The organism is Streptomyces sp. NPDC096079, assembly GCF_040303145.1.
Lineage (GTDB): Bacteria > Actinomycetota > Actinomycetes > Streptomycetales > Streptomycetaceae > Streptomyces.
Window position 1 is genome coordinate 17,816 of the sequence record NZ_JBEOST010000029.1, and the last position, 14,689, is coordinate 32,504.

Here is a 14,689-nt window from a genome sequence, read left to right on the forward strand (position 1 = left end):
GTCTCCCTCGGCCGGTTACGGCGTGTAGATCTCGGCGGTGGCCGTGACCCGGTCCTCGCCGGGCAGCGGGGCCGCGGGCCCTGCCTCGTCGAGCCCTCCCATGACCAGCACCCGGCCGTCGGCGAGGCCGAGCGCGGCAGGGGCCCAACGGCCCCGCGACATGGGGAACTCCGGGGACCACGTGCGGGTGGCGGCGTCGTACAGCGTGGCGTTCGGGTAGCCGACGGACATCGAGGCGTCGTCGGTGCCGCCGAGCGCGAGGACGTCGCCGGAGCCGAGCCGGACGGCCCGGTGGTGGCTGCGCCCCCAGGGCATCTGTCCGTCGGTGGTCCAGCGGTCCGAGGCGGGGTCGTAGCGCTCGGTGGTCCACTGGCTGTAGGGGTCGTAGGTCCAGTCGTCGTCCCTGAAACCCGGCATGTCGCCGCCGGTGACGAGGACCGCGTTCCCCGGGAGCAGGGTCGCCTGGTGGCTCTTGCGGGCGGTGGCGAGGCCGGCGGTGGGCGTCCAGGCGTCCGCCACCGGGTCGTACGCCTCGCAGTGGGCGAGTGCGGTGTGGCTGCCGCGCCCCACGGCGAGGACGCCGCCGACCATGAGGGTCCGGCCGTCGTCGAAGCGGACGGCGGGGTGTCCGAAGCGGGCGTCGGTCATCGGCCGGACCCGCGTCCAGGTGCCGGTGCCCGGGTCGTACGTCTCCGCCGACCGCAGGGTGCGGTGGGAGTCGGCCGAGCGGACGGCCGCGCCGCCGGCGACCAGGACCCGGCCGTCGGGCAGCAGGGTCGCCGAGTGGGAGAAGCGGGGCTCGCGCAGTGACCCCGTGGGGGTCCAGGTGCCCTCGGCGGGGTCGTACACCTCGCACGCGCCGAGAGCCGTGGCCGGGACGGGTCCGGGTGGTTCGCCGATCCCGCCGGCGACCAGGACCCGGCCGTCGGCCAGCAGGGTGGTGGAGTGCAGCCGGCGGCCGGTCCACAGGGCGCCGGAGGAGGACCAGGTGCCCGAGACCGGTTCGAAGAGCGCCGTCACGTCGGTGGGGACCCGGCGCCCGTCCTCGCCGCCCGCGAGGAGCACCCGTCCGTCGGTCAGCTGGACGGCGGCGTCCGCCGGTTGTGCCCAGAAGCCGGCGAACGGCATCTCCCCGGCGGGCGCCCAGTGTCCGGGCGCCGCGCCGCGCGCGCTGTCCGCGAGCCGGGCGGCGAGGCGCGTCGCCCGCCCGTGCGGTGTGGCGGTCACGGGGTGACCGCCGGAGTGGCGGCGGGCTCCACCGCGTACTGCCACACGAGGAGCAGGTCCTCGAAGGCGTCCGGGTTGAGCCGTCCCTCGTGGAGCAGTGCGGGGGCGAGCGAGGCGATCCCGGCGGCGGGCACGGTGATCCGCCATTCCTGGTCGGTCGCGGTGACCGTGCCGTGCACCCGGTCCGCGCCGGCGCGGGGCTGCCCGGCGAGCGCCGGATCCGGAGTGAGGGTGAGGTCGCCGTGCGCGCCGCCGGGCCCGGTCAGCCCGATCGTCAGTGCTCCGCCGCCCGGGTAGCAGTCCCGGTAGCGCGTGGTGGTGCCGGGCGCGACGTCCGTGGAGAGGATCAGGACCAGTTCGGGTCGCTTGAGCGTGGTGGTCCGGTCGTGGAAGAGGTACGGGAAGTGCCTCTTGGCGAGGGTGAAGGAGAGGGAGGCCGGGGACCCGGCGGGGGTGGCGAGGAACCGGCTCCACTGGTCGGGGAACTCCCGGCGCGCGCTGAAGTGCCGGTGGAGACCGGTGCCGCCGCCCGTGTGCAGCCAGGAGCCGAGCGCCTTGTGGAGCTCGGCCACCGCCGCCGCGGCGAGGGTGGCGCCGCCGTCCCTGGCGGTGTAGCGGAGCTGCATGACGACGTCGCTGATGGTCGCGTAGTCGAACTGGCGGAAGGAGTCCGGCAGCGTCAGCTGCCACTCGCCGATGGCGCCCGCGCCTTCGAAGGGCAGGAACCGCTCGTCGCGCAGGGTGCCGTCGAAGAGTCCGGCGTCGTCCTGTCCGGTGCTGGTCACCACCGACTGCACGGGGCCGATGTGGTCCCGGAAGCGGATGTCCCCGGGCTGACGGCCGTGCTTGCCCCCGTTGAGCCGGGATTCGACGCGCACGCTGCTCTTGAGGAGGGTGGCCGTGAGGTTCACCCCCGTGTACGGGCCCACGACGCAGGGCACGGTGAAGGTGACCTGCTTCAGGCGGCGCATGTAGTGGCCCGGGGTGTCCAGGTCGAACAGCGCCTCGGGCAGGGAGACGTACGCCCGGCCCGTCTCCTTCAGGCTGCGCAGCGCGCCGGGGTCCAGCTGGGCGAGCGAGATCCGCTTCGTCAGCTCCAGTTCGCGGGCGTTGGCCTCGTAGTAGGCCGCGTCCATCCGGTGCAGGTCGTTGAGGAGGCGCTCCCCCGCGAGCAGTCCCTTGTGCAGGCTGTCCCAGTGCCCGAAGGAGACGAAGTCGGTCTCCTCCGTGCCCAGTTCGTGCCGCAGGGCCCGCTCGGCGCGCTTGGCCACGTCGTAGGCGAGCTGGTAGGCCTGGAAGTAGCTGGTGCCGAGCTGGCCGACCATCCAGTCGTACAGCTCCTGGTTGGTGTACTTGCCGCGCAGCAGCGCGTCGGCGTCCCGGGAGTTCGCCATCAGCCTTACGTGGCTGTCCACTTCCTTCTGCGCGGCGTCGCGGTGGGACTTCGCGACCTTGATCTGGGCGGCGAACTGCTTGGCCTCCTTCTGGGCCTGCCCCTTCTGGAACTTCCACTCCTCCAGACGGTGGTCGTATCCGCCGACCGTGGCGGACTGCTGGGCCTGCGAGGCGTCGGCGCTGAGGTAGCCGATGATGCCGTGGGCCATGCCGATCATGGCGTCGGAGAGGTTGTTGCCGCCGAAGGTGGCGCCCACGGAGGTGGGGGCACCGATCTTCAGCTCCGGGATCAGCGAGAGGTAGCTCGCCAGGGTGTTGATGGTGGCGGAGACCTTCTGCAGTTCCACGGACTGCGCGCTCAGGTCGGCGGCCGTCTCCTCCTTGGCGTTCATCCGGTTCTTGGCCTTGCCGGTGTAGTAGACCTCCTTGTCCTTGGCGACGGCCTGGGAGGCCTCCAGCGCCTTGATGGCCCGCCGCGCCTCCTCCACCTGCTTCTTGCGGACCTGGAGCGCCGCGTCGAGCGCGGTGTACTCGTGGGTGGACCGCAGCCGCGCCAGCTCCTCCGCGTCCCGCTTCTCCAGGGCGGCGAGCAGCGCCCCACCGAAGCTCTGCACCTGCTGGGCGAACTCCTTCGCCTTGGCGAGCATCGTGGCGAACCGGTAGTGCGGCACGGGGGCGTTCATGTCCGCGAGGACGGTCGACAGGTCGAGACCGGCCGAGGCGGCGCGGGCCAGGAGCCCCGGGTCGATCTCCGCCCCGAACAGGGAGGTCTGCCGGGTGACGCCGTCGATGTTCTGGCCGTGGCGGATCTTGTACAGGCGGTCGTCGACGGTGTCCCAGTACCCGAGGAGCTTCTCGTTGCGCGGGATGCCGAAGTAGTCGAGCCAGCGGAGGCCGACCCCCGGCGCGATGGACGGGGGCGCGTGCCGCGGGGCGGGGATCAGGTTCTCTGTGGCGGCCACGGCGGGCGCGGAAGGCTGTTCGTTCAGCTCGCGGAAGCTGAGCACGGGCACGGGATCCTGCCGGGTCACCTCCTCGGGCCGCCGGCCGAGGAGTTCGGCGGCCAGGATGTACAGCTGGGTGGCCTCGTTGACGGACTCCAGGGTGTCCTGGCGGAACAGCTGGTCGCCCCAGGCGATGAGGTTGTCCAGGTACTTCATCACCACGGCCTTCTGGTACGCGGTGGTCCGCAGGCGCGCGACGACGTCCGGCTGGAAGGGGTGCCGCAGCCAGGCGTCGACCTTGGCGGCCTCCTTCGTGTTGCCCTCGGCGAGGCGGCGCAGGATCTCCTCGATGCGCTGCTTCTGGTAGCCGTCCGGGTTCTCGGGGTCGTCGGACGTCTCGTGGAAGGGCTTGGTGCGCCAGTAGCGCGCGGGGCTCGTCTCGGCGGAGCGGTCGGTGGGGTCGAAGATCCGGTGGAACCACCGCTGCGCCTCGGAGAACCGCTGGTGGGTGGAGAGCCGGCCGGCCATGAGGAGGGGGGCGTGGAAGAAGAGTTCCCAGTTGTAGACGGCGTAGGGCTTGTCGGCGGCGAACTCGACCTCCTCGACGGGGTAGTCGGGACCGAGCGCGCGTTCCGGGTCGGGCGTGTAGCGCTCCACGAAGCTCTCGGTCCTGCCGGTCGGCGTGAACCGCTCGGGGTGGAGCTGGAGGTCGCGGTCGTACAGTGCGTCGAGGCCGGAGAGGTCCAGTCGTGCCTTGAAGACCTCGGCGAACGGGTGGTAGAAGGCGGAGAACTCCTGACGGAAGTAGTTGTTGTTCCGCCAGTCCGGAGTCATCACGTAGGACCGCTCGCTGTCGGTGAAGAACAGGACGTCCCGCTGCCACACGCGAGGGAACCTGTGGTGGGGGGCCACCACACGGAACGGAATCGACAGCGGGGTCTGCTTCAGGATCGCCCGGGCGTCCCACAGGCAGAGTGTCCGTCCGAACTCCCCGCCGACCTGGTCCTCGACCCAGCAGTTGTTGACGACCTTCTGCCCGGGGGGCGGGATGAAGTCGTGCTTTTCGGCGCCTTCGGCGCCGGTCTGCCCGTCGGGGTCGGTCGGAGGGCGCTCGTACTGCCGGGGAGCGGAGTAGACCATCGGCTCCGCGATCATCGTGCCGCGGCGCCTGCTCAGCCGGAACCTGCCCCACACGTTCGAGTTGTGGACGGAACCGTGCTGGTAGTCGAGGGAGAAGAGGTTGCCGTAGGTGCACCAGACCACCGGGTCCCGGCTGTAGTGGTCCGACCCCGGAAGGAACAGGTAGAGGTCCTTGTCCGCCGGGTCGAAGTGTTCGTCCGGGTAGGGCTCCCAGTCCTTCGGCAGGACGGGGTTGGTGTGCAGGGACTCGCTCGACACCCGCTTGGTGGTCCACTGCCCGTGCCGGTACTCGCTCCAGTTGAGCTGGATCTGCCAGTACTTCGGACTCGGGGAGATCGCGTTCTCGTCGGTGCCGTCCGGCAGGGTCGTGATCTTCTGGACCTCACCCGCGGGGATGAAGGTCGGCCAGAAGGCGTACAGCTGCTTGTCCCACATCCCCAGTGACAGGGCCTCGCCGTCGATGTCGAGGTTGACCTTCTGCCACGGTGTCCAGTAGAGCCGGTTGACCCAGGTGCGGAAGTAGTGCGTCCGGGGGGAGGATTCGGTGCGGGCGAGGACGTGGACCATGTCCCCGCTGAAGTCGGTGGGGGGTCTACTCGGGTCGGAGTCGACGAACACCCCGCTCGGCTGCAGCCGCGCGACCGCCGCCAGCTCCTCCAGGTAGTTCTGCAGCGCCCCCCGCGCCGTCTCGTCGTTGAGGTCCTTCTGCGTCAGGTCGGTCTCCAGCTGCCCGAAGAACGACGACTTGTCGGCCCGCAGCTCCGGCTCGAAGTAGTTCTCCGGGTAGAGGAAGATCTTCTGGTTGGCCTCCCACAGCCGGTAGCGCTTCATCCACTCCCACTGTTCCCAGAGGTCGGAGTCGGAGGTGGTGACCCTCGGTTCGAGGTTCAGCAGGCAGCGCTGGACGAAGAGCTGGATGCTGTACGCGGCCTGTGCGATGCGCGTGGTCTGCTGACCGGCGCCCATCTCCACGTCCAGCAGGAAGTGGTCGTGCAGCCCGTTCGCGTCCCGCCACAGCGGGATGCCGCCGTCGAGGGCCGGGTGCGCCACGAGATGGGCCACGAGGGCGGCGCGGGCGCGCTCGCGCAGGGCGTCCTGCAGGGGGCCGGCGACGGCGAGCCAGTCGGTGGCGGTGTGGCGGGCGCGGGCGGCGCCCCAGGCGGCCTGGGCCGCCTCGGGGGTGAACTCGGCCCGCAGCCACAGGTTGGCGCGCTCGGCGGAGACGCCGAGGCGGCCGTACATCGCGACCCCGCGCCGGAGCTTGTCGAGGTTGACGACGCTCAGGAAGCGGTCGGCGGTGTTGATCTGGTAGTTGCGGGCGACCATGTTCACATCGAGGAACGCCCAGCCGGTGAGGCGGCACAGTTCCCGGATGATCTGGCTGTCGTAGCTTCCGGGCGTGCCGGCCAGCCGGAACACCGCCTCCACCGTGGCGATTCCGCCGGGCAGGGCGTCGCGGAGCCGGGCGAGGCCGATCAGCGCGGCCAGCCGGAGCACCGGGACGTGCGAGGCCGGGGTGGGCGGGACCGCGGGCAGCGTGCCGAGGTCGAGCCACTGGCCGGGGGCCGCGTACCGGAAGAGGAAGGGCAGGTCGTCGGCGGTGAAGCGGAGCGCCTTGAGGACGAGGGCGACCCGGTGGACGAGTTCGAGCGCGGTGAACTGGGGACCGAATCCGGCCCGGCTGATCACGACCGCGGGATCGCTGCCGGTGTAGGCGGTGTCGAGGAACTCCTCGACCACCGGCTTTCCTCCGGCGCCCGGCAGCCAGGTGGCGAGGAGCGCCTCGGCGAGGGCCGGGTCGAGTCCGGCCGCCCGGCCGATCTGCTGGACGACGGCGTCCTTGCTGAGGTGACGGCTCAGATGCGGGGCCAGCCGCTCCAGCACGAGGTGGAACCGGTCCGCGGGGAGGGTCTCCGGTGCGTCGAACAGGGCGCCGGCCTCGACCGCGCCGAGGAAGGCGTTGCCCTCCTCCGGCGCCGCCTCCTGGGCGGTGACGAGTCCGTCGACGGCGGCCACGAGGTCGTGGTCCGCGCCGGGTGCCTGCTTCAGCAGCCGGACCTCGGCTTCGCTCAGGTAGCCACGCGACCGCAGGACGCGGGCGGTCACGTCGTGGAAGACCTTCGTGGCGAGCGCGGGTGGGACGGCGTACCCCGGGGGGAGCGCGGTCAGCGTCGCCGCGAACACGGGGATCCGCAGGGCCTTCATGCGGGTGGTGACGAACCGGCGCGGCTCCTGGTACAGCGTCTCGACGGCGGCCCTGAGGGCGTCGCCGTCCGGGCCGGCGGGGGCCAGGGCGAGGAGGGTGCCGTGCTGGGTGGTGTTCATCGGGCCGGTGAAGGTCAGCCGGGCGGCCTGGCCGGGCTCCTCCGGCTCGAAGCGCACCGGCAGGTCCACCGGGAGGGTGACGTCGGGTGGCAGGGCGGCGAGCGGGGCCGCGTACACGGACGTGCCCGCCATCGTGGACACCACGTCCTGGACCAGGCTGACGTCCCACCCCATGAGGGCCAGGTTCCTGCGGGTCAGTTCCCCCCTGGCGTCCGTGGTGCCCCGGGTCTGCTGCCGGACGGCCTGGAGCGCGGTGCGCAGGGAGGTGAGCGCGGCGACGAGGGCGGCGTCGTCGGGGACGGGCCCGCCGAGCGGGGGCTTCCGCGCGTCGAGTACGGCCTCGATGTCGACGGCGTGGAATCCGGCCCGGTCGAAGGTCTCCATCAGGTCGACGAAGCGGCCGAGGACGCCCATCTCGGACGCGGCGGGCAGCAGCGGCGGTCCGGCGGCGGCCTCGGTTCCCGGGGGGCGCAGGCGATGGCCCGCCGCGGGTTCCGTCTCGGCGGAAGGGGAAGCGGATGCGGAAGCCGTCTCCCCGGCCGCCGTCGTGACGGCGGAGGCCGAGGCGACCAGATGGGACCAGGGGCTGGCGCTGCTGCGGGGCGCGAGCCTCAGCAGGTCGACGATGGGCAGCGAGAGGGTGCGGGCCAGGGTCACGACGCAGCTGAGAACCGTGAGGTTGACCAGGGTGAGGGACTTGTTCCGCAGGGGCGTGTCCGGGCCCGTCACCAGCTCGGTCAGTTCGGCGTCGGTGACCTGGAGCGCGGCGAGCAGGGCGGCCGACACGGCGGGGGTGTCCAGGCTGCCGACGACCTTCAGCTCGGTGCGGTCGGCGTTGAGCTCGAAGGGGCTGGGGGTGCCGGGCTGCGGGGTGACGACCGCCGGGTCCAGGAACAGCCGGTCGTACAGCGGCGGCTGCTCGTCGGAGGGGTACCGGTGGGTGTCGAGGGGCCGGCAGAAGCCGAGGACCCGGTCCACCGGGAGGTCGAGGCGGCGGCTCATGGCGCGGACGGCGGCGATGGACCGCAGGGTGAGCGCGTCGAGACGGCCGCCGTCGCCGGATCCCTGGATCAGGCGGTCGAGCTCCTTCGGTTCCACGCCCAGGACGTGCTGGAGGCGGACGAAGCGGTGGAGGCGTTCGAGCACGGAGGCGTCGAGGCCGGACAGGGTCATCGCGTCGGTGCTGTGCGGGAGCCGCGCGTCGGGGACGAACCGCACCGCACCGCCGGGGTCGACGAAGCGTGTCTCCAGCACGGCCGCGAGCTCCGCGAAACGCAGCCCGGCGGCGTCCAGGAGCGCACGGACGTGGGTCATGGCCCCCGTGAGCGCCGCGTCGGTGGTCGTGGCGGGCAGCCCGTAGTACTCCGCGAGGGTGCGCGGCGGGGTGAGCGTCTCGCCCGCGATGATCTGCTGGGACACCTTGGACAGGCCGAGCCGGGCGGCCGTGAGGAGCCGGTCGAAGTCGGTGGGGTGCGTGGCGTCGTAGCAGAGGTCGAGGACGAGGGCCTCGCGGGTGACCCCCAGGTGCCCCAGGTAGGTGGTGGTCTGCTCGCTCCAGAGGTCGAAGGGCAGTTGCCAGGGGTGGACGGCGGTGCGCAGCCTGTCGTACGCACCGGTGTTGACGTGCTGGGGCTGTACGCGGAGTTCGTCCGGGCCGCCTCGGCTCTGGCGGTCGCCGGCCGGAACCGCCGTGTCCGGGGAGACGGCGGATTCGAGCACCTCGTTGACGAGGTCGACGTACGGGAGGGCGAACTCGGTGTTCTCCTTGCTGAGTTCGATGTCCCAGAGATCGGGCCTGCGGTCGTGGAGCACCTCGGCGACGGGCCCGCAGCGGGAGTCCCCGGTCTGGACTCCTCCGCCGAGGCGGCGCAGGTAGTACAGCAGGTCCACGAGGTAGGCCGCCGGGCTGTGGACCGAGCGGCTCTCCTCGACGGGCGCGTAGTCGGCCGAGCCGAACAGGTCCTCCCAGTCCGGGATCTGCGCGGTCTGCGGCAGGATCGCGGGGAGCCAGGGCACGTCGGCCTGTCCCGCCGTGCGCAGGTCGGCGACGAGGTTGACGGCCTCGGCGTGCACCTGGGTGGCCCGGGCGTGGACGGAGCGGGCCTCGTCCTCGTCGAGGTGTCCGGACATCGTGCGGGCGAAGTCCGAGGCGCCGATGCGCGCGACGTCGTAGGCCGAGTGGAAGCCTCCGCCCCGGAGCGCCCGCATCGCCTCGAACCGGGGGGCGATCTTGAACGTCCGCTGGATCGCGCCCAGTTCGTGACGCGCTTCCGGGTCGGGGACGGTGGTGGCGTCGACGCGGGTGGCCGTCAGGTCGAACTCGGGGTTGTCGGCGAGGAAGCGGGTGGCGGGGGCGTCGGCGTGGTCCGGGTGCTCGGCGAGGCGGAAGGCGAGGTGGGCGGTGGGGTACGCCTCGGCGACGCGGGTGCGCAGGGCGTCGGCGTACTGCGAGGCGGAGTCGAAGGACCGTGCGGAGGCGGAGGGCGGTGCGGAGGCGGAGGACGGTGCGGAGGTGGAGGACGGTGCGGAGGCGGTCCGGGAGCGGGCCCCCGGTGACGGCTCGGGCTCGCTCTCCGGTGCGCCTCCCGTCTCGGCGACCAGGTCGGGCCAGCGGCCGTCCAGGCGGACGAGGTCCCGACGATGGGTGAACTCCCCCGTGTCGAAGCGCGCCAGAAGCGCCTTGACCAGGGGCGGGTTGTCGTCGGTGAGCCGCCCGAGCTCCAGGGCCAGGTCCAGCCGCTCGGCGTGCCCGTCGAGTTCGCCGGCCATGCTCGCGGGGGTGCCGTCGCCGTCCAGGTGGGCGGCGTACAGCCGGGCGCGGGCCTCCGGATCGGGGACGGCCAGGGCGAAGATCCGGGCCGACCGGGAGGGGACGAGACCGTCCGGCGGGGTGGGGGCCAGGGCGTCGGGACCGGCCCGGTCGGCCGTCTCGGCGGCTCGGAGTTCCCGGAGGCGCAGGGCCGCCATGAACTCGCCCGCTCCGTCCGCCGAGGAGATCACCCCGTGGTCGGCCGCGGCGGCCAGCGCGGCCGAGGCTTCCGAGACGCTTCGCCGGGCGAGGGAGGCCAGGTCGGCGGGCAGTCCGCGGGCGAGCAGCCCGAAGTAGGTCTCGGCCGCGAGGCCGGTGCTCCGCTCGTGCCTCGCGGCCTGGGCGGCCTGCCCGATCTCCCGGGCGTGGTGACCGGTGGCGCGGGAGAGGTAGGCCAGCTCCTGCCCGTCCGCGTCCTCGCCGACCTCCGCGAGACCGGCCCCGTCGAGGTGGGCCCCGACCGCGCTGAGCAGGGCCTCGTACCGGCTCGGACCGCCGCCCGGCAGCCGGAGGTCGACGGGCTCCGCTGCCCTGGCGACGGGCCGCACGGTCCGGGTCGTCCGGCCTTCCAGGTCGGCGGTGACCACCAGCTCCGCGGCGGAGTCCGGCAGCCGGCACTCCACGCGATAGCCACCCCCGTCGGAGGTGCGCGTCTCCCCCACGGGCTCGGTCGAGCGCAGCCGTCTCGCCGTCACCAGGACGGCGGCTCCTGCCACGGGCGTGCCGTCCGCACGGAGCACTCGGCCCTGAACGGTCACGGAACGGGGGGCGGCTGCACTGGTCATGGCCTCACCTGATGACGGGGTTCATCGCCTTCTCAGCCGGCGATCTCCGCTCGGGAGCATAGCGACGGATCACCCCAGACGACCTTGATCCGCCGTCAAACCCCTCATACAGCCGAACTGGGTGCACTTCGCCTTCACCACCCCCGGCACCCGCGCACCGCCGGTGGCGTCCGGAAGGCCCCTGAGGGCCTGTCCGGAAGGCCCCTAGCCCACGACGACGTTGTACGCCGGAGTGATCGACGGCTGCACGTCACCGTGGCCGAGCTCCGCGAGGATCGGCCCGAAGGTCTTCGCGTGGCGCTCCAGGGCCTCCTCGCTCTCCCAGACCTCGGTCACGTGGAACCCGCCGTCGACCGGGCCGGCGGCATGGGAGAGGAGACCGGGGTTCCCGAGGTCCGCGAACCGCGTGAAGCCCTGACCGTGGGTCACGCGCTCGATGACGGTGTCGTAGAGCTCCTGTCCGGCGCCGGGGAAGGTGAAGGAAACGATGACGGCCATGCGCAAGCCCCTGTCTCGGTGAGCCGCGCGACCGCGCGGCGACGCCCGGGATTCTAGCCTTGTGTGACCGGTCGGACGCGCAGGGTGATTCCGTCGGCGGAGGGGCGGTCGCCCCGCGCCGCCGTCACCGGTTCGCGGCGTAGCCCTCCAACCGGTCGGCGAGTTCCTCCGGGTGACTCAGCGGCAGGCAGTGGCCGCCGGGCATCGTGTCGGCCTCGACGCCCAGCCGGTCCCGTGCGACGCGGCGGCTCCACTCCGCCGGCAGGAAGCGGTCGTCGCGGCCGATCAGCACCCGGCTGGGGATCGCCGGCCACCGCTCCAGCGGCCAGGCCCCGTCCATCGGCGTTTCCCGCTGGGGCCGGGCGCGGCGCCGCGCCTCGGCGGCCAGCTCGGGCGGGACGTCGTGGTAGAAGAGCTCCTCGTCCCCCGCGCCGGTGAGGACGAGGTCGCTGTGACCGGTGGCCGCCCACCACTCGTTCGCGCTCTCTCCGGGCCGGGGAATCATGCCGGCGACGAAGACGATGAGGTCGGCGTCCACGCGCTCCGCCACGAGGGGCGCGGTGAAGCCGCCCAGGGAGTGGCCGACGACGACCAGGTCCGTACGGTCGCCGACCGCCCGGACGACGGTGTCGGCGTAGTCGCCCCAGGTCGCCGTCTCGTCGTCGCTGGGCAGGTCCACGGCGACCACGTCGTCGCCCCGCTCGCGCAGCGCGGCTTCCAGGAGGTGCCAGCTCCAGGCGCCGTCGCCGGCACCGTGGATCAGAACGAAGGTCGTCATGGGGTGATCCTTCCCCCGGCGCGACCTCGAAACAGCGGAGGCCTCCCCCGCCCTGGAGGGCGGGGGAGGCCTCTTTCGTACGCGACGGCCGCGTGTCCGGGGCGGCGCGCCGCCCGGCCGGCCGGGTCAGCCGGTCTCGACGGGCTGTGCCGGAGCGTCGGCCGTGGTGCGGGAGGGGCCGGCGGCTCCCCCGGCTTCACGCGTCTCGCCGGTTGCCGCGGTCGCGACCGCTCCGTCGGCCGCGTCCGCTCCGTCCACCTGGTCCGCCTCGTCCGCGAGGCGCTGCAGGCCGCTGGTGGTCTTCAGCGGCTTCTCCTTGACGAAGACGACGCAGAGCAGGGCGAGCAGCGCGAACGGCGTCGCGACCAGGAAGATCTCGCCCGTGGCGACACCGTACGCGTGCTCCACGATCGCGCGCATCGGCGCGGGGAGGGTCGTCATGTCCGGCATGGCGCCGCCCCCGGCAGCCCCTCCACCGGCGGGGACGCCGGCGTCCGCGAGGCCCTTGGCGATCTCCGAGGCGACACGGTTGGCCAGGATGGCGCCGAGCACGCTGGTGCCGATGGTGCCGCCCAGGCTGCGGAAGAAGGAGAGGACCGAGGTCGCGGCTCCCAGCTCGGTGGCCGCGACGTCGTTCTGCGCGGCCAGGACCAGGTTCTGCATCAGCATGCCGACACCGATGCCCATGACGGCCATGTAGACGCTGGTCAGGCCGAAGCTCGTGTCGGAGCCGATCGTGGAGAGCAGGCCGAGACCGGCCGTCATCGTGATGCCGCCGGCCACGAGGTAGACCTTCCAGCGGCCGGTCTTGCTGATGATCTGTCCGGCGATCGTGGAGGAGAACAGCAGGCCCATGATCATGGGCAGGCTCATCAGGCCGGCGACCGTCGGGGACTTCCCGAGGGAGATCTGGAAGTACTGCGAGAGGAAGACCGTGCCGCCGAACATCGCCAGGCCGACGAAGAGGCTGGCGACGGTCGTGAGCGCCACGGTGCGGTTGCGGAAGATCCCCAGCGGGATGATCGGCTCGGCGACCCTCGACTCGACGAAGACCGCCGCGACGAGCAGCAGCAGGCCTCCGCCCGTCAGGGCCGCGGTCTGCCAGGAGGCCCAGTCGAAGCTGTTGCCGGCGAGCGAGACCCAGATGAGCAGCGCGCAGACGCCGGCGACGATGAGGAAGGCACCGAGGTAGTCGATCTTCGCCTCACGTCGCCGCGTGGGCAGCTTCAGTGTCCGCTGGAGCAGCCCGATGGCGAGCAGGGCGAACGGGACACCGATGAAGAAGCACCAGCGCCAGCCCAGCCAGGAGGTGTCCACGAGGACGCCGCCGATGAGCGGTCCCGCGACGGTGCCCACGGCGAAGACGGCGCCGAAGATGCCGGCGTACTTGCCGAGCCTGCGCGGCGGGATGATCGCCGCCATCACGACCTGCGCGAGGGCGGTCAGACCGCCGGCGCCGATGCCCTGGGCGACGCGGCTGAAGATCAGCAGCCCGACCTCGTGCGAGAAACCGGCCAGCAGCGAGCCGACCACGAACAGACCGAGGGAGATCTGGAGGAGCAGCTTCTGGTTGTAGAGGTCGGCCAGCTTGCCCCAGAGCGGCACCGTGGCCGTCATGGCGAGCAGTTCGGCGGTGACGACCCAGGTGTACGAGGACTGGCTCGCGCCCAGGTCGGCGATGATCCGGGGCAGCGCGTTGGCGACCACGGTGCCGGCCAGGATGGAGACGAACATGCCCGCCATCAGGCCGGACATGGCCTGGAGTATCTGCCGGTCGGACATGGCGGCCGGGGACGCCTCGACGGGCGCCTCTGGTGTTTTCACTGGATCTCTCTCAGAGTTCGTGCTCGCCGGATCGCGCGCGTCGTCGTGCGCGCGGCCGCCGGCGGCGCTCCCGGGCGGGAGCCGTTGGGCAGGGGGTGGTGGCGGGTGGGGCGTGGACGTGCGAACGGGGCGACGGATCAGCGTCCGCCGGCTCCGTCGGCCGGTCGGGGTGGCGCGGGGAGGCCTGCGGCGAGGTGTCCGAACGTCTCCCGGAACACCTCCGCGAAGGCGGCCTCGTCCTGCCGGACGGACCAGTGTTCGACCGCGACGCGGATGGCGGTCGTACCGACGGCGGCGAGCAGGCGGGGGTACAGGCCCAGCGCGCGCCTGCGCTCCAGGTCCTGCTCGGCGTCGAGTGCGGGGCGGCCGTCGTCGAAGAGCGGGGAGCCCGCTCCGATGCGCTCGGCGAGCGTCTCGGCGAGGCCGAGCTCGTCCGCCAGGTGGGCGCCGATGCTGCGCGCGAGCAACTGGGGGGTGCGGCGCAGGACTTCCGCGTGCAGCTGCCACAGCTCTCGCTGTTGCTCGACCTCGCCGAGCTCCGCCGCCAGGGCCTCTCGGAGGACCTCCAGAGGGGGGAGTTCCACGGGGGCGGCGAGCACGGCGCGGCGGACCCGGTCGCTGGAGTCCGCGGCGACCATGACGAAGACCTCGTCGCGGGAGTCGAAGTAGTTGAAGAAGGTCCGCGTGGAGACTCCGGCCTTCGCGCTGATGGCGTCGACGGTGACGTGCTCGACGCCGTGTTCGGCCGCGAGGCGCACCGCCGCCTCGACCAGCGCGGCGCGCGTCGCCCGCTTCTTGCGTTCTCTGAGCCCGCCCGACGCGGGGACCTCCTCTGCCATACGTGCATGGTACGCAAAAATGCACGGTCTGCAAAAATCAGCCCGCGCGCCCGCCCCTCGACGAGGACGGCCGCGTCCGTGCCGGAGGAGCCGCCAAGGGGCACGGCGCCCGGTGACCGCGACCG

Annotated in this window: 6 protein-coding genes; all 6 read right to left on the minus strand. The window is 72.5% G+C overall.

The window, feature by feature from the left end; translation table 11 throughout:
* Nucleotides 1–15 precede the first annotated feature (15 nt).
* The gene (locus ABTY59_RS34255) at nt 16–1,227 is read right to left on the minus strand and encodes a Kelch repeat-containing protein (protein WP_352023029.1); all 1,212 of its coding nucleotides are present in this window, start codon (nt 1,225–1,227) and stop codon (nt 16–18) included.
* Nucleotides 1,224–10,625, minus strand: a complete 9,402-nt coding sequence (locus tag ABTY59_RS34260) for a Tc toxin subunit A-related protein (RefSeq protein ID WP_352023030.1) — start codon at nt 10,623–10,625, stop codon at nt 1,224–1,226. The genes ABTY59_RS34255 and ABTY59_RS34260 overlap by 4 nt, the downstream gene beginning before the upstream one ends.
* 204 nt (nt 10,626–10,829) lie before the next feature.
* Nucleotides 10,830–11,123 carry a hypothetical protein gene (locus ABTY59_RS34265; protein WP_352023031.1) on the minus strand — a complete coding sequence of 98 codons (294 nt, stop codon included), beginning with the start codon at nt 11,121–11,123 and terminating at the stop codon, nt 10,830–10,832.
* Between the two features lie 124 nt (nt 11,124–11,247).
* Complete coding sequence (locus ABTY59_RS34270) at nt 11,248–11,901, minus strand: alpha/beta fold hydrolase (protein ID WP_352023032.1); 654 nt, start codon at nt 11,899–11,901, stop codon at nt 11,248–11,250.
* Nucleotides 11,902–12,027: 126 nt separating this feature from the next.
* Nucleotides 12,028–13,683, minus strand: a complete 1,656-nt coding sequence (locus ABTY59_RS34275; protein WP_352023066.1) for an MDR family MFS transporter — start codon at nt 13,681–13,683, stop codon at nt 12,028–12,030.
* A gap of 179 nt (nt 13,684–13,862) precedes the next feature.
* A complete protein-coding gene (locus ABTY59_RS34280; protein ID WP_352023033.1) occupies nt 13,863–14,564 on the minus strand; it encodes a TetR/AcrR family transcriptional regulator in 702 nt (233 codons plus the stop codon).
* Nucleotides 14,565–14,689 lie beyond the last annotated feature (125 nt).

Coding starts and splice junctions, on each gene's coding strand:
- ABTY59_RS34265 (WP_352023031.1), bottom strand. CDS start 11,123: ATGGCCGTCATCGTTTCCTTCACCTTCCCCGGCGCCGGACAGGAGCTC.
- ABTY59_RS34260 (WP_352023030.1), bottom strand. CDS start 10,625: ATGACCAGTGCAGCCGCCCCCCGTTCCGTGACCGTTCAGGGCCGAGTG.
- ABTY59_RS34270 (WP_352023032.1), bottom strand. CDS start 11,901: ATGACGACCTTCGTTCTGATCCACGGTGCCGGCGACGGCGCCTGGAGC.
- ABTY59_RS34275 (WP_352023066.1), bottom strand. CDS start 13,683: ATGTCCGACCGGCAGATACTCCAGGCCATGTCCGGCCTGATGGCGGGC.
- ABTY59_RS34280 (WP_352023033.1), bottom strand. CDS start 14,564: ATGGCAGAGGAGGTCCCCGCGTCGGGCGGGCTCAGAGAACGCAAGAAG.